At 71.7% G+C, this 22,004-nt stretch carries 20 protein-coding genes and 1 pseudogene; 10 read left to right on the forward strand and 11 right to left on the reverse strand.

Annotation, left to right across the window (positions count from 1 at the left end; all coding sequences use genetic code 11):
- Position 1 precedes the first annotated feature (1 nt).
- The gene (locus ADL25_RS14120) at positions 2 to 466 is read right to left on the reverse strand and encodes an SLATT domain-containing protein (RefSeq protein WP_059128050.1); all 465 of its coding nucleotides are present in this window, start codon (positions 464 to 466) and stop codon (positions 2 to 4) included.
- Between the two features lie 104 nt (positions 467 to 570).
- Positions 571 to 1,755, reverse strand: a complete 1,185-nt coding sequence (locus tag ADL25_RS14125; protein ID WP_059128051.1) for a permease — start codon at positions 1,753 to 1,755, stop codon at positions 571 to 573.
- Positions 1,756 to 1,972: 217 nt separating this feature from the next.
- On the opposite strand from ADL25_RS14125, the gene ADL25_RS14130 reads away from it, so the two are divergent.
- Positions 1,973 to 2,629, forward strand: a complete 657-nt coding sequence (locus ADL25_RS14130) for a peptidoglycan-binding domain-containing protein (RefSeq protein ID WP_059128052.1) — start codon at positions 1,973 to 1,975, stop codon at positions 2,627 to 2,629.
- A 166-nt stretch (positions 2,630 to 2,795) separates the two neighbouring features.
- Here ADL25_RS14130 and ADL25_RS14135 read toward each other — a convergent pair whose 3' ends face one another.
- Entirely contained in the window at positions 2,796 to 3,695 is a 900-nt protein-coding gene (locus tag ADL25_RS14135) for an N-acetylglucosamine kinase (RefSeq protein WP_059128053.1), read from the reverse strand.
- 287 nt (positions 3,696 to 3,982) lie between these two features.
- Between ADL25_RS14135 and ADL25_RS14140 the strand changes: the two genes are divergently transcribed.
- A complete protein-coding gene (locus tag ADL25_RS14140) occupies positions 3,983 to 5,131 on the forward strand; it encodes an ROK family protein (RefSeq protein ID WP_059128054.1) in 1,149 nt (382 codons plus the stop codon).
- A gap of 200 nt (positions 5,132 to 5,331) precedes the next feature.
- Positions 5,332 to 7,161, forward strand: coding sequence for a hypothetical protein (locus tag ADL25_RS14145; RefSeq protein WP_059128055.1), 1,830 nt, complete (start codon positions 5,332 to 5,334; stop codon positions 7,159 to 7,161).
- A gap of 16 nt (positions 7,162 to 7,177) precedes the next feature.
- Here the strand turns inward: ADL25_RS14145 and ADL25_RS14150 are convergent, their stop codons facing one another.
- Positions 7,178 to 7,852, reverse strand: a complete 675-nt coding sequence (locus tag ADL25_RS14150) for a nucleoside/nucleotide kinase family protein (RefSeq protein WP_059128056.1) — start codon at positions 7,850 to 7,852, stop codon at positions 7,178 to 7,180.
- Between the two features lie 202 nt (positions 7,853 to 8,054).
- On the opposite strand from ADL25_RS14150, the gene ADL25_RS14155 reads away from it, so the two are divergent.
- The 4 genes from ADL25_RS14155 (at position 8,055) to ADL25_RS14170 (ending at position 13,053) form a co-directional block, all read left to right on the forward strand.
- Complete coding sequence (locus ADL25_RS14155) at positions 8,055 to 8,912, forward strand: ANTAR domain-containing protein (protein WP_059128057.1); 858 nt, start codon at positions 8,055 to 8,057, stop codon at positions 8,910 to 8,912.
- Between the two features lie 115 nt (positions 8,913 to 9,027).
- Positions 9,028 to 9,768, forward strand: coding sequence for an HAD family hydrolase (locus ADL25_RS14160; protein WP_059128058.1), 741 nt, complete (start codon positions 9,028 to 9,030; stop codon positions 9,766 to 9,768).
- Positions 9,765 to 12,122: a glycoside hydrolase family 65 protein gene (locus ADL25_RS14165; RefSeq protein ID WP_059128059.1), complete on the forward strand. Its 2,358-nt coding sequence runs from the start codon at positions 9,765 to 9,767 to the stop codon at positions 12,120 to 12,122. Before ADL25_RS14160 ends, ADL25_RS14165 begins: the two co-directional genes overlap by 4 nt.
- Positions 12,123 to 12,234: 112 nt before the next feature.
- Complete coding sequence (locus ADL25_RS14170; protein ID WP_059128060.1) at positions 12,235 to 13,053, forward strand: DUF817 domain-containing protein; 819 nt, start codon at positions 12,235 to 12,237, stop codon at positions 13,051 to 13,053.
- A gap of 49 nt (positions 13,054 to 13,102) precedes the next feature.
- Here the strand turns inward: ADL25_RS14170 and ADL25_RS46065 are convergent.
- The 5 genes and pseudogenes from ADL25_RS46065 to ADL25_RS14195 all read right to left on the reverse strand — a co-directional run bounded on the left by ADL25_RS46065 (position 13,103) and on the right by ADL25_RS14195 (position 17,651).
- A pseudogene (locus ADL25_RS46065) lies at positions 13,103 to 13,838 on the reverse strand (SDR family NAD(P)-dependent oxidoreductase).
- Between the two features lie 223 nt (positions 13,839 to 14,061).
- Positions 14,062 to 15,390, reverse strand: coding sequence for a CAP domain-containing protein (locus tag ADL25_RS14180; protein WP_059128062.1), 1,329 nt, complete (start codon positions 15,388 to 15,390; stop codon positions 14,062 to 14,064).
- 61 nt (positions 15,391 to 15,451) lie between these two features.
- Positions 15,452 to 15,757: a YkvA family protein gene (locus tag ADL25_RS14185; protein WP_059128195.1), complete on the reverse strand. Its 306-nt coding sequence runs from the start codon at positions 15,755 to 15,757 to the stop codon at positions 15,452 to 15,454.
- 207 nt (positions 15,758 to 15,964) lie between these two features.
- Positions 15,965 to 16,351: a hypothetical protein gene (locus ADL25_RS14190; protein ID WP_059128063.1), complete on the reverse strand. Its 387-nt coding sequence runs from the start codon at positions 16,349 to 16,351 to the stop codon at positions 15,965 to 15,967.
- Positions 16,352 to 16,730: 379 nt separating this feature from the next.
- Positions 16,731 to 17,651: a MurR/RpiR family transcriptional regulator gene (locus tag ADL25_RS14195; RefSeq protein WP_059128064.1), complete on the reverse strand. Its 921-nt coding sequence runs from the start codon at positions 17,649 to 17,651 to the stop codon at positions 16,731 to 16,733.
- A gap of 185 nt (positions 17,652 to 17,836) precedes the next feature.
- Here ADL25_RS14195 and ADL25_RS14200 point away from each other — a divergent pair, with 185 nt between their 5' ends.
- Both ADL25_RS14200 and ADL25_RS14205 read left to right on the forward strand, forming a co-directional pair.
- Complete coding sequence (locus ADL25_RS14200; protein ID WP_234380900.1) at positions 17,837 to 18,226, forward strand: hypothetical protein; 390 nt, start codon at positions 17,837 to 17,839, stop codon at positions 18,224 to 18,226.
- 48 nt (positions 18,227 to 18,274) lie between these two features.
- Complete coding sequence (locus ADL25_RS14205) at positions 18,275 to 19,390, forward strand: alpha/beta hydrolase (RefSeq protein WP_079050332.1); 1,116 nt, start codon at positions 18,275 to 18,277, stop codon at positions 19,388 to 19,390.
- 82 nt (positions 19,391 to 19,472) lie between these two features.
- On the opposite strand, the gene ADL25_RS14210 is transcribed toward ADL25_RS14205, so the two are convergent.
- Positions 19,473 to 20,306, reverse strand: a complete 834-nt coding sequence (locus ADL25_RS14210; protein WP_059128065.1) for a hypothetical protein — start codon at positions 20,304 to 20,306, stop codon at positions 19,473 to 19,475.
- A 144-nt stretch (positions 20,307 to 20,450) separates the two neighbouring features.
- Here ADL25_RS14210 and ADL25_RS14215 point away from each other — a divergent pair, with 144 nt between their 5' ends.
- A complete protein-coding gene (locus ADL25_RS14215; RefSeq protein ID WP_059128066.1) occupies positions 20,451 to 21,434 on the forward strand; it encodes an aldo/keto reductase in 984 nt (327 codons plus the stop codon).
- A 58-nt stretch (positions 21,435 to 21,492) separates the two neighbouring features.
- Here ADL25_RS14215 and ADL25_RS14220 read toward each other — a convergent pair whose 3' ends face one another.
- The gene (locus tag ADL25_RS14220; RefSeq protein ID WP_234380901.1) at positions 21,493 to 21,891 is read right to left on the reverse strand and encodes a hypothetical protein; all 399 of its coding nucleotides are present in this window, start codon (positions 21,889 to 21,891) and stop codon (positions 21,493 to 21,495) included.
- Between the last annotated feature and the right edge of the window lie 113 nt (positions 21,892 to 22,004).

Below are 22,004 nucleotides of genomic sequence, written 5' to 3' on the forward strand. Positions count from 1 at the left end.
ATCAGGCTCCGACGGTCGGGGCGGGCGGTGCCGAACCACGCTGCGAGTCGGCCCACTCGCGCAACTCGTTCTCGCCCACCTCCTCGATCGCCGTCCGCAGCGCCGCCCGAGCCGCCGTATCGCGCTCCGCCTCGGAGAGCAGCAGATAACGGTCGACGGACCTGCGCAGAGTCTGGCCGGACTGCGACGCCAGCACCCAGCGCGGAGCGGGGTTGAACAGCTGGCGCATACCGGTGAAGAAGACCGCGCTGCCGGCGATGAGGGCGGTCAGCCACGCCGGTGCGTGCAGTCCCGCCGCGACGACCGTGGACGACGTGGCCGCGAGGGCTCCGATCTCCGTGGCGTAGTGCTCCCGCCTCGCGCGATCACGCTGCCGGTCGTAGAACGCCAAGTCCTTCCGGGCGAGGGCCAGAAGGGGGTCAGGCTGTGCGGCCCAGTTCTCGTCCGGGTGTGCCCGTCGTCTCATCGCCCCATCATCGAGGTTCGGTCGCGCGGGGGAAAGGCGGGAGGTGATCTTTCCGTGCGTCCACGTCGCGATCACCCTGCGACGGCCCTGCGGTGCCGTCCCGATCAGTGGTGACCGCCGTTTCGGATCACGTCGTGCCCCTGGTGTCCGCCGCCGTCGGGTGTGCCGCCCATCATCCGCAGCATGGCGGGGCCCCCGGTGCGCAGGAACCGTACGATCAGCGCCGCGGCCAGCAGCAGGAACACGAGGTTGAGCCAGGTCGTGTAGTTCCAGGTGGGGCCCTCGTGGGGGATCCTGGCGTCGGACCGGTCGGGGATCAGTCCGAGTCCGCCGAAGGCGAACTCCACCACGTATCCGGCGATCGTCATCGCGACATAGAAGGTGGCCAGGAGGAACCCGGCCATGCGCATGCCGTAGTACTTCCGGTAGATGTTGAGGATCGGCAGGATCAGCAGATCCGCGTAGACGAAGGCGATCACACCGCCGAAGCTGATGCCGCCCTTCCACAGCACCACCGCCAGTGGCACGTTCCCGATGGAGCACACGAAGGCGGTGATCGCCACCAGCGGCCCGACGAGCGGCCCGACCAGCCTGGCCGCGAGCGGGTGGTCGGACAGGAAGAACGTGCGCCAGAAGTCGTCCGGCACCCAGGCGGCGATCGCGCCCGCGATCAGCAGGCCGACCACCAGGTCCCGCACGATCGCGGCCCACTCCATGACGAAGATGTGCGCCACCGACGTGAAGCCCTTGCCGGTCAGCAGCCGCCGTAGGAAGCCGCCCTCGCCCCCCACCGACATGTCCATCGCCGCGTGCCCCTCCATCGACCCCGCCCGCCCCCGCTCGGCCTGCTCGCGGGCCTCGCGCAGAAGTCGCTCGCGCAGCAGAGCGCGGAACAGGAGGGCGAGGATCACGATCATCAAAGGCCCGCCGACGAACTCCGCGAGGGTGAACTGCCATCCCATCAGCAAGGCGAGGATCACGCCGAGTTCGATCACCAGATTGGTCGAGGCGATCTCGAACGCCATCGCCGCCGTGAAGTTCGCCCCTTTGCGGAACAGCGAGCGCGCGAGGGCCACCGCCGCGTACGAGCAGGAGGAGGAGGCCACACCGAGGCCCGAGGCCAGGGCGAGCGTCCGCGGCCGGTCGTCTCCCAGCAGCCGGACGATCGTCGACCGGCGCACCACCGCCTGCACCACGGCGGACAGGGTGAATCCGAGGATCAGCGCCCAGGCGATCTCCCAGGTCATCGAGCCGGTGATGGACAACGCGTGCCCGATCGCATGCCACATGAGGGATGCCCTTCTCCCCGACCGTCCGGTTCCGCGTCCGCCTCACACCGTCACATCGCGTCGAACTGTACCCCTAGGGGGTATCGATGAGGGGCGAGGAACCGGAACCCCGCGACCGGCTCTCACCGCGACCGAGCGTTCCCGGTGAACCGGGCGGCGGGCGGCCACGTATCACTCTTCGGGGACGGCGGGAGACAGCGGACGGAAGGAGAGCAGTGTGGCGACACCGACCGAGCCGGGGCAGCCGCCGAAGCGCCCGGTGCTCGAACCCACCCACGTCGTGCGCCGCCGTCGCACCGAAGCGCTCGCCGAACTGGTGCGGGAGTTACGGGAACGCGAGTCCCGCGCCCAGGAACCGGTCCACGAAACCGTCGTCGTCCATGTCGCACCGCCCATCACCGAGGACGCCACACAGGAGCTACCGCCCATGCCGCCCGTCGGCGGCCGGGTGCCGTCCGACGACGGACTCACCCTGCGCCGCGCGGCAGTCGCGGTCGGTGTGACCGCGGCCACCCTCATCGGCTTCGGGGCCGCGCTGCTCCTCCCGGGCCCGCAGGACAAGGGTGCGGCGCGGCAGCAGGCGGCCGCGCCGCCGAGTGCGCCCGCCACCGCCTCGAACCGGCAGCAGGGCACCGACCCCGACGGACCCGGCACGCTGCGCGAGGGCGACAGCGGACCGGAGGTGACCGAACTGCAGAAGCGCCTGTCACGGATCCCCGACGTCTACGCCCACGGCACGATCGACGGCCGCTACGACGCCACGCTCACCGCTGCCGTCGCCCGTTTCCAGCTCTGGTACGGCATCCGCGGCGACGAGACGGGGGTGTACGGCAACGACACCCGGCGCGACCTCGAGTCCCGCACCACGCTCTAGCGGGTGCGGCAGTGGGCACGGCGCGCGTACGGCGGCCGCTCACCCCGAGCCGTACGGCTCCGTGCCCCCCGGGAGGACGGCGTGTCGCGTTTCCCCCGGCGCGACACGCCTGTCCTCCCGGGGTGAGGACTGCGGCCTCGACGTGAGGCGCGCGGCGGCGTCCCGGTCACAGGAGCGAACGGGCCAGTGCCACCGCGCCTTCGACGGGATCGGCGTCCAGCGGCCTTGGCCGGGCCCCGGGAAGCAGGGTCCGGAGCGAGGCGGTGAAGGCGCCGTACAGGACGGGCTGGGCCAGTACGGTGCTGCCCGCGACCACGACGTCGTCGACCGGCACCCCGCGTTCGGCCAGCCGCACGACGAGCGCGGCGAGCGATCTGCCGCCCTCGGCGATCACCTCCCGGGCGAGGTGTGAACCGGCCTCGGCGGCCGCGAACACGGCCGGCGCATGGCGACCCCACTCCGCGGACACGTCCGCCGCACCCTCCAACGCCGCGCCGAGCGCGGGTACCTCGCTCACCGCGAACGCGGCGATCAGCCGCAGCGCCAGCTCGTCCGGTGCCTCACCGCGGTCGTGCGCCGCCCAGACGGCCCGTGCGGCCTCCCGCACCAGACCCGCCGAACCGCCCTCGTCCCCGAGCACCGCGCCCCAGCCCCCGACCTGGACGGCCGTGCCGTCGCAGAGCCGGCCCACCGCCACCGAACCCGTGCCCGCGACAAGGCCGACACCCTTGTCGAGACCTGCCGCGGGCACGAGGAGTTCGGCATCGCCCACCACCGCCACGGGCACGCCCAGCCGCTGGTGGAGGGCGGCGCGTATGTGCTCGCACTGGCGTGGAGTCTCGCAGGCGTGCCCGCCGACGGCGATCGCCGAGGGAGAGGCGCCGTGCGGCAGGGCCGCATGGATCAGGGCGGTCAGCCAGTCGGCTGCCGCCGCCGGCTCGTGCGGCCGCCAGCCACTGCTCGGGCGGACGTGATCGGCGACCGTTCCACTCCCCGTCAGGGCGCGCAGATGCGTCTTGGTGCCGCCCACGTCGATGCCGACCACAAGGGGTGTGGAGTCCTGCACGGATCCTCTTTCGATCGTCGCGCCGTGGTACGGGCGGTGGGTGAACCGTGCCCGGGCGAACGGGAGTCGGGGACATCGAGTGCACCGGTACGGGCTTCCGGCGGAACACGGCAGGTGAGTACCCTGATTTCGTTAGGAAATTAACTAACCAAGTAGGGTGCGTCAAGACGGGCCGCGTACCCCGACAGCGGAGCGGGCCGCGGCCCGGACGCACCGGACCCGAGATCCGTCGCCGTCCTTCCGCGGACCAGCGTCCCCGGGAGCGCGGCCGCACCTGCGAGGGAATCGTGGAGCACGACGTTGCTGCAGGTCCTCGGCCGAGTGCCAGCGCGGGCGCGGTGTTCGCTGTGCTGGCCGGGGCAGGCCGTGCGACCCGTCCCCAACTGGCCCACCTGGCGGGCCTGTCCAAGCCGACGGTGTCCTCCGCGGTCGCGGAGCTTGAGGGCACCCGTCTTGCCGCACGGTCCGGCACCGCGCACGGTGCGACCGGACGCTCGGCCGCCGTCTACCGCCTCGGCCCGGCCGCGGGCACCGTTCTCGCCGTCGATCTCGGCTCCACCCACACCGCCGTCCGCGGTTGCGCGCTCGACGGCACCGTTCTCGCCGCCCGTACCACCTACGGCGACCCGCGGCCCGCGGACACCGTGCGCGCAGTCCTCGGCGAACTGTCGACGGGGCCGCTGCGGGCCGCGGTCGTGGCCGTCCCGGACATCGCCAGGGATGCCGGCGGCTCGGGTGTACGCCCCGCGACCCCGGCCGTCGCCACCGCCGTGGACACGCTCGGCTTGCCGGCCGGTGTCCCCGTCCGGATCGAGAACAACGTCAACTGCGCCGCCCTCGCCGAACTCCACGAGGGTGCGGCCCGCGGCCGCGACATCTTCTGCTATCTCCAGGTAGGTCACGGCATCGGGCTCGGCATCGTGGCCGGGGGCCGGGTGCTGCGCGGGGCTTCCGGCGCGGCCGGGGAGATCGCCCGCCTTCCCTATCCCTGGGGCTCGGGACACGAGCCGGTCCCGGAGGGTCTGGAGGAGTACGCCGGAGCCGGCTCCCTCGTCCGGCGCGTCACCGCCGCCTGGACCGCCGCCGACGGCCCTGCGCCGCACGACGCCGTGGAACTCTTCGCGCTCGCCTGGGGGGGACACGCCAAGGCCCGTTCCTTCGTCGAGGAGCACGCCCGCGAGGTGGGCCGAGTGGCCGCCGCGGTCACGGCCGTACTGGACCCCGGTCTGATCGTCCTCGGCGGCGGTATCGGCGCCAACCCGCAGTTGCTGCCCGGCGTGCGGGCCGAACTCGACCGCCTGGGACTGCCCACCGAGGTGGCCGGCTGCGCGGTCGGAGAGAGCGGCACGGTAGCCGGGGCCGCCCGCCTCGCCGTGGCCCGAGGCATCCACGCCGTCACCGGCGCACTCGTACCGCAACCTCCCGTGCCGCGGTGAAGCGCCGACGGGCTCGTCCCGTTGGCGCCCGAGCAAGCGGGCCGCCTCACGGTCCGACATGAGCGGCGGAAAGGAAGCTCCCGGGGCGCGATGTTCGCCGTGCCGACGCTCGCGCTCCTCTCGGCGCTCATCTGCTCCCTGACCCTCCGGCCGAAGCTGGTGGAAGGCCTTGCGACCTCCGGGATGAAGGGTTCACCGACGTGCATCTCCCTTACCAGCGCGGTCCGTTGCACGACCTGGCAGACACCCCGGTGGCGTACGACACCGTCCTCGCCGAGGTCACCGAGGAGGCTCTGGAACGCATCACGCCGGAGGGAAACCTCGAACACCCCGGTGCCGTGCTCGACATCGGGGACACCTCGCTCGGCATCACCGCGCTGCTCGCTCTCGCATGGCAGCGCACACAGGACCCGCGGGTGCCCGAAGCGGTGCGCCGCAGCCTGGCCTTCCATCTGCGCGAGCGGGTCTACACACAGGACAATCCCGGCTACCCGAACCTGAGGTTCCGGAACTCGCATCTCCCGTGCGCCCGTTACGTCCTCGAAGCGGGAGCCCACCCCATCGGCGACTGGCCGAGCACGGTGTGGGCGCTGCTCCAGGCGGTCAACGTCCTCGACGCGGCGGACGGACTCCTGGACGGCGCGCAGCGCGACGATCTCCTCGTCGTGGCACACGGCTACTGGCGCTGGCTGACCGAGGCGACCTTCTTCAACCCGCAGCAGGCGGGCAACCAGGCGATCGGATGCGTCGTGGGCGGACTGATGCTCGCGCGGCACCTCCCGCCGGCCGAGGGCGAGCAGGTCCGCGCGCGGGCGCTGGCCCTGTACGCGGACGAGATCCGGGCCCGCCGGGTACGGGACCGGGGCGCGCTGCTGCCGCCTGAGCACGGTGGCGCCTACGACAACAACTACGGCCCGATCTCCCTTTCCTTCCTCGCCCAGGCGCACCGGATCAGCGGCGAGGAGGTCTTCGCCCGGGACGGCGAGGCGCTGGCCCGTTACATCGACGCACGCCTGACCAACGGCGGTTTCGACATCGGCGGCCCGCGCTACAGCGAACAGCACTCCGGCTTCGAATCCGTGCTGGGGCTGCGCTACTTCAGCCGGCGCATCGCCTCCGATCTGGGCCGCTACCGGGGCGACACCCGATGGGGACGGCATGCCGTCCATCCGGACGGCGGCATGGACGGCCACTTCGCCTTCATGCTCGTCTGGCAGATCCAGGACCCGACCCGCTGGCACCGCACACCCTCCACCACGGTCGCCCGCCACCAGTTGCGCGCCGGCACCGTGTCGGTCGCCTTCGACGACCGTATGACCCCGGCGCTGATAGAGGCGGCGGGCACATACTGCCTGGCGGGCGCGGTGGACCGGCGGCACGGCTTCGGACCGGTCGTCGACGGATTCCTGCTGTGCCGGCCGATGGGTGAGGTGAGGGTGCGGGACGTCCGCACCGCGGACCTGGCGGCCAAACTGGTCACGAAGCCGGTCGTCGACCGCGACCGTGTCCTGCGCCATGTGCGGTCCCTGTACGTCACCGACGGCACGAGTCTGTGGGTCACGGTCGCTGTGGAACGGCTCGGTGCGCAGCCCTACCTGCTCGCCGGGCTGCCGTACGCGACCGACGACGGCGACCGGGTGCGCAGGACGGCCGAGGCGGAGGTGGCCTCCGCGGGCGACCTGCGCCTGACCCACCCGCGGGGACAGGCCCCGGACCACTTCGACGCCCGCACGGAGACCACTCAGGAGCAGGCGGCCTTCGCACTGGCCGCCGACCCGCGGGGCTACGGCGACCCCGACGAGGGCTGGCGCCGTCTGGTGTCCTCCTCGGCGCTCGAGGCCGGCCCCGCGGCCGGTGCACCGCAGGACCTGCACGTCTTCGCCGTGCGGTACGGCACGCAAGGCCCGTTCACGCCCGCCTTCGAGTCGGGCGCACAGGGGCTGGCCGTACGGACCGAGGCGTTCACCGCGCTGATCGGCGGGATCGACGGCGATGCCCACGGGGATCCGGAACTGACGCTGCACGGGTGAGAGCCCGTCCGGAGGATCAACGGAGTGGTTCGGGCCCACCGCTCGGAGCGCAGGGCGCGGGCAGCGCCGTGCCCGGAACGATCAGGTCCGCACGGTCCCTGGTCGTCGCCACCAGGTCCGCGTTGCGCTGGTCGGTGCCCAGCACCCACGCCACCGCCGTCCCGTGGTCCTTGCCGAACTCCTCGTGGCGGGCCACCAAGCGCCGGATGCGCTCCTCCTCGTCGATCTCGCAGAACCACACCTCGTCCAGCCGTGGGCGGACCCGGCCCCAGGCACCGCTGTCCAGCAGCAGGTAGTTGCCCTCCGTGACGACCAGCCGAACCGCCGGGAGCACCGGGACCGCGCCCGCGATCGGCTGTTCCAGCACGCGCTCGAAGCCCGGCGCGTACACGGTCTCGTCGTCCTCAGTCCGCAGCCGATCGAGCAGCGCCGCGTACCCTGCGGCGTCGAAGGTGTCGGGCGCGCCCTTGCGGTCGCGACGGCCCAGGCGGTCGAGTTCCACGTCGGCCAGGTGGAAGCCGTCCATGGGCACGTACGCCACGCACGGCGGCCCGTCGCCGTTCAGTTCCCGCACCACCTGCCGGGCGAGCGTGCTCTTGCCCGCCCCCGGGCTGCCGGTGATGCCGAGGATCGCACGAGGTCCGGGTCCCACCAGGGACGCGGCCCGCTTCAGCAGGTTGTCGAAGTTCATCTGGGTGTGCCGCTCGCTGCCGGGGAGTTGGTCCTCGTCATTGGACCAGAGGCGGCGGCGGATGGCGAGAACGGCATGTCCCGGCCACGCGGTCCGGGATTCGCCGGCGTACGAGTGGGCGCACGGGGAAGGCGCGCTTTGTATGCGTGCCCGAGTGGGCTCGGCGGCTCGAGAGGACATGAGAAGGAGACCGGGGCGTCGGATGAGCGACTTGCGATCACATCAGGACGACGAGGACATGGAGCTGGAACGTCTGCGGGCCGAGGTCCGGCATCTGCGGGCCCGGTTGCGGGCCCACCCGCTGATCTCCGAGGCCCAGGGGCTGTTGCGCGAACGCTATGCGCTGCCGGACGCGGAAAGCGGATTCGCCCTGCTCCAGCGCGCCTCCCAGCAGTACAACGTCAAATTGCGGGTCCTCGCGGAAGCCTTGGTGCTCGCCCCGCGCCCGGATCCGCGCCAGACGCTGTGGTTTCCCCGAAGGGTCCGGCGGCCCGAGCCCCGGCTCACCTTCGACACCGCCCACCGGGCCAGGGGTGGGAACCGGGGCGCGATGCTGAGTGCCGTGCTCAGCCAGACGCTCGCCGTGACGGACGCGGGCATGGGCAACGTCCAGACGGTCGACCGTGCGGAAGGCGGTCTGCGGATGGAGAAACACACCGGACTCTCCGCCGACTTCGTCGACTTCTTCGGCCATGTCGGTGAGGAGGGGACCTCCTGCGCCATGGCCGCCCGCAAGGTCGCACAGATCACCGTCGAGGACGTTGAGACGGACCCGGTGTTCACCGAACCCGCGCGCGAGGCGATCCTGCGGGCCGGCAGCCGCGCCTGCCACAGCGTGCCGCTGACGACGGTGTCCGGGGCGTGCGTGGGGATGGCATCGGCCCATCTCGAGCACCGCATCCGGGAGCTGACGGCGGCCCAGTCCCGGACTCTCGCCACGGTGGGCCGCGAGGCAGGGGAGTGGCTGGTGTGGTACGACCGCACGGTGGTCATGGACGCCCTGGAGTACCTGCACGAGCTGGGCCGCGGCCTGGGCGGCAAACGGGTCAGACGTTCGTGAAACGCCCCGGCGGCGAGGTGTTCCAGCCACCGCCGTGGCCCGTCCGTGGTGCGCGAGCGTCGAAATGTGGCGCTCGCCACCCACTGTCCGGCCTTCTTCGGGGAAGCTGGCCCCTATGACAGAGCTCGGTCTTCCGGACGGCATCCAGGCCTGCCTCTTCGATCTCGACGGGGTCATCACCAAGACCGCCGTCGTCCACGCGGCCGCGTGGAAGCAGACGTTCGACGACTTTCTGCACCGGCGGGACGGGGACTCCTTCCGGCCCTTCGACGAGGTCGCCGACTACGACGAGTACGTCGACGGGCGCCCCCGCGCCGACGGGGTGCGCACCTTCCTGGAATCCCGGGACATCCACCTGCCCGAGGGCGATCCCGGCGACCCGCCCGAGCGGGAGACCGTCCAGGGTCTCGGCAACCGCAAGAACGAGTTGGTCCTCGAGCTGATCCGGACACGCGGCGTCGACGCCTACGACGGCACGATCAGGTACGTCGAGGCGGTGCGCGTCGCCGGTCTGCGCACGGCCGTGGTCTCCTCCAGCACCAACTGCCGGGACATTCTGCGGTCGATCGGCGCCGAGCAGCTCTTCGACGTGCGCATCGACGGAGTCGTCGCCGCCGAGCGGCAGCTGCCGGGCAAACCGCATCCGGACACCTTCCTCGCCGCCGCCCAGGATCTCGGCGTCGAGGCCAAGGCCGCCGCCGTCTTCGAGGACGCGCTCGCGGGCATGGACGCCGGGCGCTCGGGCCACTTCGGGTACGTCGTCGGAGTGGACCGGGTCGGCCAGGCGGAAGCGCTGCGCGCCCACGGCGCCGACGTCGTCGTCACGGACCTCGCGGAACTGGGGGAGCGCTCGTGATCACGCACACGTCCTACGCCGTCGACCCCTGGATACTGCGGGAACGGGGACTCCACCTGGAGGTCCTGCCACAGAGCGAGTCCGTGTTCGCGCTGTCCAACGGGCACGTGGGCTGGCGCGGCAACCTCGACGAGGGTGAGCCGCACGGGCTGCCCGGCTCCTACCTCAACGGCGTCCACGAACTGCATCCGCTGCCGTACGCGGAGGCGGGATACGGCTATCCCGAGTCCGGGCAGACGGTCATCAACGTCACCAACGGCAAGATCATCCGTCTGCTGGTGGACGACGAGCCCTTCGATCTGCGCTACGGGCTGCTGCGCTCCCACGAGCGAGTGCTCGATCTGCGGGCCGGGACGCTCACCCGTACCTGCGAGTGGACCTCACCGGCCGGCACGACGGTCCGGGTGCGCTCCACCCGGCTCGTCTCCTTCACCCAGCGCGCGATCGCCGCGGTCGCCTACGAGGTGGAGGCCGTCGGCGGTCCGGCCCGGATCGTCGTGCAGTCCGAACTGGTCGCCAATGAGCAACTGCCCGTGCGCGAAGGCGATCCGCGCGCCGCCGTGGTCCTGGACTCCCCGCTGGAGACGGAGGAGCACTTCGCCGAGGACGGCAGGCTGCGGTTGGTGCACCGTACGCGCAGGAGCGGCCTCAGGATCGGGGCCGCGGCCGACCATGTCGTCAGGGGTCCCGAGCCGACCACGACCCAGAGCGAGGCGACCGGTGACCTGGCCCGACTCACCGTCGCCTCCCCGCTGCGGGAGGGCGAGCGGTTGTGCGTGGAGAAGTTCGTCTCGTACGGCTGGTCCGGTACGCGCTCGCTGCCCGCGATCAGCGATCAGGTGGACGCGGCGCTGGCCGCCGCCATGAGCGTCGGCTGGTCCGGTCTGCTCGACGAACAACGCCTCTACCTTGACGACTTCTGGGCGCGGTCGGACGTCGAGGTCGACGGCGACGAGCAGATCCAGCAGGCGGTCCGCTTCGGCCTGTTCCACGTCCTGCAGGCCGGGGCCCGCGCCGAACAGCGCGCGATACCCGCCAAGGGGCTGACCGGCTCCGGCTACGACGGCCACGCGTTCTGGGACACCGAGATGTTCGTGCTGCCGTTGCTCACGTACACCTCGCCCGACGCGGTCGCCGAGGCCCTGCGATGGCGGCAGAACACACTGCCTGCCGCCCGGGAGCGCGCCGTGCAACTGGGGCTGCGCGGTGCGGCGTTCCCCTGGCGGACCATCGAGGGCTCGGAGGGTTCGGCGTACTGGCCGGCCGGCACGGCGGCGTTCCATGTGAATGCCGACATAGCGGATGCCGTCGTCCGCTATGTCGCGGCCACCGGCGACGAACGGTTCGCACGCGACACCGGGGTCGAACTGCTCGTGGAGACAGCCCGGTTGTGGCGCTCCCTCGGACACCACGACCATCACGGCACGTTCCACATAGACGGCGTGACCGGCCCGGACGAGTACAGTGCGGTCGCCGACGACAACACGTACACGAACCTGATGGCCCGCGCGAACCTGCTGGCGGCGGCCGACGCCGTGGAGCGCCACCCCCGCCGGGCCGAGGAACTGGCCGTCGACGAGGAGGAGAGCGCGGCCTGGCGTGACGCGGCCGAGGCGATGCACGTGCCGTACAACCACGAACTGGGCGTGCACGAACAGCACGCCGGATTCACCCGATACCAGAGGTGGGACTTCGCTGCGACCCGCCCCGACCAGTACCCGCTGCTGCTGAACTTCCCGTACTTCGACCTGTACCGCAAGCAGGTGGTCAAACAGGCCGACCTGGTGCTGGCGATGTACACCTGCAGCCCGTACTTCGACGCCGAGCACAAGGCGCGCAACTTCGCGTACTACGAGCCCCTCACCGTGCGGGACTCGTCACTGTCCGCCTGCTGCCAGGCGGTCGTCGCGGCCGAGGCGGGTCATCTGTCCCTGGCCTACGACTATCTGCACGAAGCCGCACTGATGGATCTGCAGGACCTGGAGCACAACACCCGGGACGGTCTGCACATCGCGTCCCTGGCCGGCACCTGGATGGCGCTCGTCGCGGGCTTCGGAGGCATGCGCCACCACGGAGAGAGGATCGAGTTCGCGCCACGTCTGCCGGAGCGGTTCGGTCGTCTCGCCTTCACACTGGAGCTGCGAGGGCGCCGGGTGCGGGTGGACATCCGCAGCAGGGAGGCCACGTACACCCTGGTCGAGGGGGAGCCGCTGGAGGTCCACCACCACGGCCAACCGCTCACGGTGGACGCGGACAAGCCGCACACCCGCGACATCCCTCGCCTCACCCCGCGCCCCGCACCGGAACAGCCGCTGCACCGGCGGCCCAACGGGGCGGCCCTCGCACAGAACTGAGGGCGTGGAGGCGGCCGCTCACCGGGCCGGGACCACAGCACGGTGAGCGGCCGCTCGTGACGCAAGAGGCCGCATCGGCAACCGTCGGCGCCGGTCCGATGTCTCCAGGTGCATGCACAGGATCAGACATGGGACCTGGGTGTTCGGGCAGTTGGCGTTGTTCGGCCGACTTCAGGCGCGTTGCTGCGCCGTCGCGGTCGCGTTGTTCGCCGGTATGGCGGTCGCGAAGCTGCTGCCGCCGCTGCCGGTGGCGCGCCACGACCTGCTGCTGGCCTACGGGGTGCTGCTCACCTGTGTCTGCCACCTGCTGGGGTGGGAGACCCCGCGCGAGGTGGCGTTCGTCGCCGTCTGCCATGTCCTCGGACTCGTCTTCGAACTGGTCAAGGTGCACATGGGGTCGTGGAGCTATCCAGAGCCCGCGCTGACCAAGTTCGCCGGCGTGCCGCTGTACGGGGGTTTCATGTACGCCGCGGTCGGCGGTTACGGCTGCCGCACCTGGCGATTGCTCGACCTGTCCCTCACCGGCTACCGGGCCTGCAGCACGACCGTGCTGGCGGTCCTGCTGTATGCCAACTTCCTTACGCATCACTGGCTGCCCGATCTGCGCTGGGTGCTCGGCGCCCTGCTCCTGCTCGTGACGGGCGGGACCTGGATGCACTTCACCGTCGGCAGCAGACGCCATCGGATGCCGCTCGCGCTGTCCTTCACCCTGGTCGGCTTCTTTCTGTGGCTGGCCGAGAACATCGCCACGTATCTCGGGGCCTGGCGGTACCCGTCCCAATTGCACGGCTGGGAACCGGTCTCCGTGACGAAATGGGCCTCCTGGGCCCTGCTGATCACGATCCTCTTCGCCCTGCGGGCCCTCTGGCGGACCGGGCCCGCCCGAGGCGGCCCGGAGCCGGTGGCGCGGCCGCCCCTGCCGTCGGCCTGAACCGGGACTCCCGGCCCACGGCCCGGCCGGTGCACGCCGCCGCACCGGATCAGACGCTGTACCCGCCGTCGACCCCCCAGCGCCTGCCCGGTGATGAACCCGGCCCGGTCCGAGGCGAGGAACGCGACGGCTTCCGCGACATCGAGGGCGGTGCCGAAGCGGCGCATCGGGATGTTGCGCCGGGTGATGTCGAGCGCTGCCTCGTCGAGTTCGGCGTCCGCGATCAGCCGCGCCGCGTTCCCGTCCGTCAGCATGCCGGGCGCCACACAGTTGACGCGCACGCCGTACCGGCCCTCCTCGGCGGCCAGTGCCCGTGCGACGGCCTCGACCGCGCCTTTCGTACCGGCCGACAGACCGTCGCGCACCGGGAACCGGCGGGTGGCCACCGTGGTGACCGCGACGATGCTGCCCCGGCTCTCCCGCAGCCTCGGCAGCGCGGGATGGACCAGATGGAAGAACGCCATGGCGTCCGCCTCCAGTTGTGCCCGGTAGCGGGCAGGCGTGACCCGGCTCAGATGGACCATCGGCACATGCGGGCCCGCCGCGTACACCAGCGTGTGAATGCCGCCGAAGGCGTCCGCGGCCTCGTTCACCGCCCGCGCCGTGGGGGTTTCCTCGGTCAGGTCCACTCGGACGGCCAGACAGCGCCGCCCGCGCTTGTTGACCTCGTTGACGAGAACCGCCGCCCGCTCGTCATGGGTGCGACAGGTGAACGCCACGTCGCTGCCCCGCTCGGCCAGGAGACCGACCAGCACCGCACCGATGCCTCCCGTTCCGCCCGCCACGAGCGCCGCGCCCGTCCTGCTGGAGAAGTCCGACACCGTACCGCCTCACAATCCGCTCGGTTACCTCAGCATGTAGCGGTGCCGGCCGAAGACTTGAAGACCCGCGGGCACGGGGAACGTACGGGCGGGGGCGTGTTCCCGTCCCTCCGGGCAGACAACGCGTGGGACCGCGGGATGCGGCGGCGCGGCGGACGTGGTCCGGGCGAAGGAGTGGTCGACGACGTCAGCCGCCGAAGAGCTGCGTCCAGTACGTCCCCGCCCGGCCGCCGCCCGCAAAACCGACGCCCAGGTGGGTGAAGGCCGGCTTGAGGATGTTCGCGCGGTGCCCCGGGCTGTTCATCCATCCGATGACGACCTCGGTGGCGGAACGCTGTCCGCAGGCGATGTTCTCGCCCACCGCGCGGTGCCGGGAGCCCGCCGCGGCGGCCCGGTCCCAGGGCTCGCGGCCCTCGGGCGAGGTGTGCGCGTAGAAGTCGCGGGCCACCATGTCGGCGCTGTGCGCCTGGGCCGCGGCCGTGAGCCGGGGATCGGCGGCCAGTGGGGGCAGTCCCGTGGCGGCCCGCTCGGCATTGGTCAGTGCGAGCACCTCGTCGGTCGTACGGGCCAGTCCGGCGGCTGTGAGGGGACTGGCCCACAGCGCCGTCCAGTACGTGTCGTTCGAGCGCCGCCCGGCGACACAGGCCACACCGGCGTCGGTGAACCCTGGTGCGCACAGGGTTCGGCGCGACCGCTCGTCGCCGAGGCAGTACTCCACGAACTCGGCCGGGCTGCGGGGTCCGGACACGAGATGCTCGCCGACCGTCAGACAGGCATAGCCGCTCGCGGTGATCCGCTGGTGCAGGGAGGTGCCGTCCGCGCTCTCGGCGGCGAGTGCGCCACGGGCGGCCATGCCGGCGGTGTGCGCCTGCGCCGCCGCGGTGAGCCGCGCATCGAGCGCGACGGGAGGCGAACCCGCCCGGGCGCGCGCCGCATTGACGAGGACCAGGTAGCCGTCGGGCCCAGGTGAGCCCGGGCCGGGGCGGCGGTCGAGTGCGGGCACCGGCGCCGGGGTGCGCGGTGCAGCCACGGCCCGGTCCTCCACCACGTCCACCCCGAAGTCCCGGGCCACACCCGCCAGTCCGTCCGCATACCCCTGCCCCAGCGCACGGAGCTTCCAGACCGTGCCCCGCCGGTAGAGCTCGGCGAGCAGCAGAACGGTCTCCCGCTGCGTGCGCTGCGGGGTGAAACGGGCGACCTCGCGGCCGGCGGCGCCGCTGACATGCAGTGTCGGGGCGGGCAGGGACCCGAGGTGCACGGCCGGGTCGGCCGGGCTGACGATCACGGTGACGCGCTCGGCTCCGGCCCGCAAGGCGCGCGGGTGCACGGTGAGTTCCCCGCCGGCCAGCCGGACGCCGGGCGCGGACGGCTGGTTGTAGAAGACGAAATCGGCGTCGCCGCGCACCTTTCCGCCGATATCCGTGACGATCGCCGAGACGTCGAACGGGCCCGGCACCCCGATCGTCACAGAGCCCTCAGGCAGGGGCAGATTGCCTCCGGGAACCAGTTCGTTCATGGTGCCGTCCGCTCGTCCGTACCGCCGCCGTGCCGGGTGCGGCCGTGGGGACCGGCACCCGTCAGTCGGACAACGCGCCGTCGCCGCGCCCGGGTTCCCGTACGGGTAGGGCCGAGCGCATCGACCTGAGGGCCAGCAGCAGCACGCCGATGTCGTCCAGATAGACGGGGTCGGGCAGCAGATCGGTCGGCAGCACGAGATACAGGACCGCGCCCCAGAAGACCCATCGGGGGCCGGTCGGCAGCCCGGCGCGACGGAGGTCGCGGCGGGTGCGGACCAGCCTCAGCAGCACGGCGAGCGCCATGCCCAGCAAGGCGGCGGCGAGGACCGCGATGACGGCGATCACAGTCCAGGTCGAGGAGTCCATGTGCAGTTCTCCGGGCATCCGTAGGAGTCGTCCTGATCCTACGGATGCCCGGCTTCGCGGCGGACAGTGCCCGAGATCGTCCGAACGGGCCGTCCGGACGCGGAAGAAGAAGCCGTATGCCCAGGGTCTGTCGTTTGGATCATGCCGGGTCGATCGAAGGGCTCGGTCGCTCCCGGCCGGCCTGATCCAAACGACAGACCCTCGCCGTCAGCGGCCCGCGCCTGCCGCGCTGCTCTCCAGCAGCGCCATGCTCACCACCCGCACGCTGCGTGCGATGTGCTGGAGCTGCATGACCTCGGCGGCGTACAGCCTGATGGTGTGTTCGATGACCGCCTCGGGCAGACCGAGTGCGGGCAGTTCCACGCGGGCCGTCTGCAGCGCCGTCCGGGCCACCCGCATCTCGTGCTGCACCTGGATCCGGGCGTGCCGGGCGAGCAGGACGGGGTGGCGGATCAGCGCCGGATAGCCCGCGTAGCGCGCGGGCACGAGTTCGCGCAGCCACTTGGCGGCCGATCGCTCCCAGTCGTAGCTGCCGGGCGTCTTGACCTGGCACGGCCAGTCCGAGCTGATCGGCGAGTACGTAGTCAAGGCCATGGTCTTCGCTTCCGGGTCACGTCGGCTCGGGTCGGTGCGGCGACATCGGGGGCGGCTCCCGGCCAGGGGGTGGCCGGAGTCGCCGCCATGGAAGCCCGCGCAGCGGGGCCCGGCCGGCACCCCGGCGCCCGTGGGTAGGAGCGGACGGCAGCGGGTGTCCGTACGGCGCGACCCGGAGGTCCGGGCTGCGATCCGCGAGAAGTATTTATATATGCGGCTTGATGCGCAAGGACATGGAAAAATTCATCCGGGGTTTGTGGTGAAACATCCCGCGGGCCGTCGCCCTCGGGGACGGTGGCGCGGATCGTTTTCGACGGGCCGGGCGGTGAACAAGGGGCAGCGGGACCGGACCGGTGTTCCGCGTTCCCCGGGCGGGGCGTCAGTCCCTGAGGAAGAACTGGTGCTGTTCGGCGATCTGCTCGTATTCCTCGAGCCGGGCCTGCGTCCGCTCCGGATCGGCGTCCGTCATGGCCTGCAGAAGGGCCGCGGCCATCACACCGGGGGCGGCGTAGGAGTCGAAGACCAGACGAGAACCGGTGCCCGTCGCGAAGACGACGTCGGCCTCGTCGGCGAGCGGGCCCAGCCCCAGATCCGTGATCAGGGCGACCTTGAGCCCCGCACTGCGTGCCACCCGCACCGCGGTCAGAGTCTCCTGGGCGTGCCGGGGCATCCCGAAGGCCAGCACCCAGGTCCCGCCGGCCTCCCGGGACTGCAGCAGCGAGTCGTAGGCCACGCTGCCGCCGCGTGTCACCAGACGCACGTCCGGGTGGATGCGCCGCGCCCCGTACGCGAAGTACTCGGCGAGCGAACCGGAGATCCTCAGGCCCAGCACGGTCAGCGGCGTCGACTCCGACAACGCGCGGCCGACACGGATCACCTCGTCCGGGTCGGCGAAGTCCCGGCGCAGGTTCTCGAGGTTCTCGATCTCGCCGTCCACGGCCGCCTGCAGTTCGTTGCCGCGATGCTCGGCGGGGGTGCCCGGGCTGCCCAGCGCGCTCAGGGCGATGGCCTGCAGTTTCTCCCGCAACGCGGGGTAACCGCTGAAGCCGACCGCCGTGGCGAAACGCGTCACCGAGGGCTGGCTGACGCCCACCCGCTCTGCCAGGTCCGTGATCGACAGGAAGGCGGCCTCGGTGATGTGCTCGATCAGGTACTGGGCGATCCGGCGGTGCCCCGGGGACAGTCTCGGACCATCGAACAACTCCCTGAGCTGGGACGTCGGTGCAGCGTCGGCCTCCGGGGCCGTCTTGCCCGCAGTGATCGCAGATGCCTGCGCACGTGCGTGCTGGGGCGATGACACCGGACCTCCTCCTGTGTGTCCCGAGAACCTTCAACATAGCTCACGGAAGGCGCTGACCAGGGGCCTTACGGCTCAGATCGCGACAGCCACGGCCGACAGGCGGGCCCGCCGCTTCGGCCGTACCGTCGTGCATGGGGGTATCGGGGGTGGGTACCCGCGTCGGTCACCTGATGAGAGGAGCGGCCGTGAACTCGCCCGTAGCACACGCACCACAGGTCGAAGTGGTGGTCAGCGGCTGTTCGGCGTCGGACGCCGGGAGCCTGTTCGCCGAACTGTGCCGGCATTTCTCCTCGGACCGCAGGGCCGAGGACACGCCCCACGAGACCGCTGGATCCCGGCCCACCATGTGGACCGGGACGTTCGACACCTCGGCCGTCCCGGGTACGCCCGAGCGGCAGGCCCCGCCGCCGTCCCTGTCGGGTCCGGTCAAGGCCGAACTTCAGGGTGAGCCCCGCGCGGTGGAGCGGTTGCGCCACGCCCTGGACGAGATGTTCGTCGTCCACCAGCTGGGCGTGGTAGCCGGAGACCAGGAGGTCGACGTCGAGCTGCAGCTGGAGAGCCGGGGCAGGGACTGAACCTCGCACAGGGCGGACAGAAGGAAGGCTGCCGGGGCCGGAGCGACGATGCGTACCGGGCCGCCCGCCGGTGAGCAGTGGTGCCAGGGCCCTGTCGGCACTCATCGACGCACAGGCCACACGGGTGTGTGGCCCCGACCCGAGGGAGCAGTCCTGACCACCCAGCCGACCACCTCCCGGAACGCCGCGGACCGCGACGCCCCGTGCCCGCCGCCTCTCGACCCCGAGCTGGCGGCCGTCCTGGAGCCGATCGCCGACCGGCTGCCGCCGGGGTTCCCGCCCGAGGCGATCCCGGAGATCCGCGCGGGTCTGGTCGTGCCCCCACCCACGGACGAGGACCTGGGCCGCGGCGGGGCCTTCGAGATCGAGGAGCGGACGGTGCCGGGACCGCCCGGGGCGCCGGACGTCTCTTTGCTCGTGTGCCGGCCGACATGCGAGCGAGGACCGCTGCCGGCCGTCTACCACATGCACGGCGGGGGCATGATCACCGGCAACAACAGGATGGGCGTCGACGAGATGCTCGACCTGTCCGAGGAACTGGGCCTCGTCGTGGTTTCCGTGGAGTACCGACTCGCCCCGGAGCACCCGCACCCCGCCCCGGTCGAGGACTGCTACGCCGGTCTGGTGTGGACGGCCGAGAACGCGAGGGAAATCGGCGTCGACCCGGCGCGGATCGTGGTGGCCGGGGGAAGCGCGGGTGGCGGACTCACCGCGGCACTGGCCCTGCTCGCCAGGGATCGGGGCGGTCCCGCCGTCTTCGGCCAGATGCTGCTGTGCCCCATGCTCGACGACCGCAACGACTCCTGCTCCGCCCGACAGATGGCGGGGCACGGCGTCTGGGACCGCACCGCGAACGAGACCGCCTGGGGTGCGCTGCTGGGCGACGCCCGCGGCGGGCCCGATGTGTCGCCCTATGCCGCACCGGCCCGCGCGACCGATCTGTCCGGCCTGCCGCCCGCGTTCATCGACGTCGGTTCCGCGGAGACCTTCCGGGACGAGGACGTCGCCTATGCCGCCCGGATCTGGCAGGTGGGCGGGCGCGCCGAACTCCATGTGTGGCCGGGCGGGTTCCACGGCTTCGACGGCCTCGCCCCGAAGGCATCCCTCTCCCGCGAGGCACGTGCGGCCCGGGAGAACTGGCTGCGCAGGCTGCTCAGCACCTGACGCGTCCGGGCGGCGTCGTCCCGGGCCGGGCGAGCCGCCCGTCCCCACGCATGACCTCAGCACGAACGGGCGGCCGGAGACGTCAGACCGGCCGGGCCCGCAGGAACCGCTGCAGCGAGGCCGTCATCGCCACGGCGAAGGACTCGCGGGTCGCCTCGGGCACCCGGTCCAGGGAGAGATACGGGTTCAGGTCCTCCAACTCGACCAGCAGGAGGTCTCCGCCCCGGGTGCGGCAGGCGTCGACGCGCTGGATGCCGTGGTCCAGGGTGTTCCAGTCGATGAAACCCCGGGCGAAGGAGAGGTCGGCCTCCGTCGGCTCGTAGGGTTCGAGGACCCAGCGCCGCTCGGGGTCGGGGGCGTGGAGGGCGTACTGGAAGGCGTCGTCCACGTAGTAGAACGAGACCTCGTAGCGGAAGTCGATTCGCGGCTGCACCAGGACGTCGCCCCAGGCCAGGTCCCGCAGCCGGTCCCACGGCACGAAGTCGAGACCGATGGAGTCCGCCCCCGCCTTGGGCTTGACCGCGTACAGGTCGCTCGCGGGCAGCCGCCGAAGGTCCTCCACCCGGTCGACAGTGGGTATGACCGGGTGTCCGGCCTCGGTGAGGTCGAGCAGGTACTGCTTGCCGGCCATGTCCGCGCGGCCGGTGAGCGGGTTGTAGACACGCGTGCCGCGCGCCGTGGCCCGGGCACGGAAATCGTCGTACTCCCGCCGGTAGTGCAGCACCGGCCCGCTGTTGCGCACCACGACGGCGTCGAAGCCGTCCATCAGTGCCGCGGCCTCCAGGGGATGGCACAGGGCGATGTCGAAGTCCGCGCGCAGCCGGGAGGTGAGGGCGATGTCCTCGTCGCAGTAACGCCGGCCGCGGGCCGGGTAGGACAGATCCGTCACGTACAGCAGGCGGGGGCGGGCGGGCATGGTCGGGCTTCTCCTCGGTCGGCGGCCACCAATCTAGTCCGCGAGCCTCGCAGCCCGCTCGCCCCGGCCGGTGGTCGCCCGAAGCCACGGCGCGCAGGACGGGGCGTTCGCGGCACCGGCGGGTGCGGATGACAGACTGGCCGCATGGAAGAGCGAGAATTCGGCAGGTCGGGGCAGCACGCGTCGGTCATCGGCCTCGGTACATGGCAGTTGGGCGCGGACTGGGGGGACGTCGACGACAAGGACGCCCATGAGGTGCTGGAGGCGGCGGCCGAGTCCGGCGTGACCTTCTTCGACACCGCGGACGTGTACGGCGACGGGCGCAGCGAGCAGACCATCGCCGCCTTCCTGCTGGGCAGGCCCGATCTGCATGTGCTGGTGGCGACCAAGATGGGCCGCCGCCTGGACCAGATCCCCGAGAACTACGTCCTGGACAACTTCCGCGCCTGGAACGACCGCTCCCGGCGCAACCTCGGCGTCGACCGCATCGACCTGGTGCAGCTCCACTGCCCGCCGACCTCCGTGTACTCGTCCGACGAGGTCTACGACGCACTCGACACCCTGGTCGAGGAGGGCCGCATCGCCGCGTACGGCGTGAGTGTGGAGACCTGTGACGAGGCGCTCACCGCGATCGCCCGGCCGAACGTGGCGAGCGTGCAGATCATCCTCAACCCGTTCCGGATGAAGCCGCTGCGAGAGGTCCTCCCGGCCGCTCAGCGGGCCGGCGTGGGCATCATCGCCAGGGTGCCGCTCGCCTCCGGCCTGCTGTCCGGCAAGTACACCAAGGACACGGTCTTCGCCGCGAACGACCACCGTTCCTACAACCGGCACGGCGAGGCCTTCGACCAGGGCGAGACGTTCTCCGGCGTCGACTTCGCCACCGGTGTGGAGGCGGCGGCGGAATTCGCCGCGCTCGCCCCGGAGGGCTTCACCCCGGCCCAGCTGGCGCTGGCCTGGGTCGTCCAGCAGCCCGGCGTGACCACGGTGATCCCGGGCGCACGCTCGGCGGACCAGGCCCATGCCAACGCGGCCGTCGCCAAGCTTCCCGCACTCTCGCAGGACACCCTGGACGCGATCCGGGACCTCTACGACCGGCGGATCAAGGAGCAGGTCGAGAGCCGCTGGTAGGCGTGTACGGGAGACCGGCCGGCGGCGCGTCCCCGGCCGGTCGGCCCTCGGCCGGCCGTCATCGGCCGTCCGCGGGAAGCGACGGAGCGCGGGTGTTCCACATGGCGTCGTATCGTCCGACGACGACCCGGAGCTCGCGCGCGCTACGGGGTGTCATGGCGTGCAGCACGATCTCCAGGAGAGCGCGGGCTTCCAGGGGATCCTCGCAGCAGTACCAGTGCACATCGCCCGACTCGTGGTCGAGCCACAGCCGGCGCACCGGGAGCTTGACGTAGGCCCTCCACGTGCGAACGGCCCTGGTGACGTCTCCTGGTTGCAGATGGTTCCAGGTGCGCTCGAGGCGGGCGACCTCGGACAGCGCACGCTGTGACAGACCGTCTACGACCGCCTTTGTGTCGCCGTTCCGGGGCCGCCGGGGAAGGGCGGCTCGGATGTGTCCCGGCCGTCTACGCGGCATGGGCCTTTCGAGTTGTCGTCATGCCGCACATGGTGCCACGAGCCGGTTGGGCGCCTCGAACGAATTCCCTTGCCGGGCCGGACGAGTGCGGTTCCCCTAGGAACTGTGCCCGC

Origin of the sequence: Streptomyces sp. NRRL F-5122 (assembly GCF_001507435.1) — a bacterium.
In the GTDB taxonomy this organism is placed as follows: domain Bacteria; phylum Actinomycetota; class Actinomycetes; order Streptomycetales; family Streptomycetaceae; genus Streptomyces; species Streptomyces lannensis.

Coding starts and splice junctions, on each gene's coding strand:
- ADL25_RS14215 (WP_059128066.1), top strand. CDS start 20,451: ATGGAAGAGCGAGAATTCGGCAGGTCGGGGCAGCACGCGTCGGTCATC.
- ADL25_RS14120 (WP_059128050.1), bottom strand. CDS start 466: ATGAGACGACGGGCACACCCGGACGAGAACTGGGCCGCACAGCCTGAC.
- ADL25_RS14210 (WP_059128065.1), bottom strand. CDS start 20,306: ATGCCCGCCCGCCCCCGCCTGCTGTACGTGACGGATCTGTCCTACCCG.
- ADL25_RS14155 (WP_059128057.1), top strand. CDS start 8,055: ATGAGCGACTTGCGATCACATCAGGACGACGAGGACATGGAGCTGGAA.
- ADL25_RS14220 (WP_234380901.1), bottom strand. CDS start 21,891: ATGCCGCGTAGACGGCCGGGACACATCCGAGCCGCCCTTCCCCGGCGG.
- ADL25_RS14185 (WP_059128195.1), bottom strand. CDS start 15,757: ATGGACTCCTCGACCTGGACTGTGATCGCCGTCATCGCGGTCCTCGCC.
- ADL25_RS14160 (WP_059128058.1), top strand. CDS start 9,028: ATGACAGAGCTCGGTCTTCCGGACGGCATCCAGGCCTGCCTCTTCGAT.
- ADL25_RS14125 (WP_059128051.1), bottom strand. CDS start 1,755: ATGTGGCATGCGATCGGGCACGCGTTGTCCATCACCGGCTCGATGACC.
- ADL25_RS14205 (WP_079050332.1), top strand. CDS start 18,275: ATGCGTACCGGGCCGCCCGCCGGTGAGCAGTGGTGCCAGGGCCCTGTC.
- ADL25_RS14170 (WP_059128060.1), top strand. CDS start 12,235: ATGCACAGGATCAGACATGGGACCTGGGTGTTCGGGCAGTTGGCGTTG.
- ADL25_RS14190 (WP_059128063.1), bottom strand. CDS start 16,351: ATGGCCTTGACTACGTACTCGCCGATCAGCTCGGACTGGCCGTGCCAG.
- ADL25_RS14180 (WP_059128062.1), bottom strand. CDS start 15,390: ATGAACGAACTGGTTCCCGGAGGCAATCTGCCCCTGCCTGAGGGCTCT.
- ADL25_RS14150 (WP_059128056.1), bottom strand. CDS start 7,852: ATGAACTTCGACAACCTGCTGAAGCGGGCCGCGTCCCTGGTGGGACCC.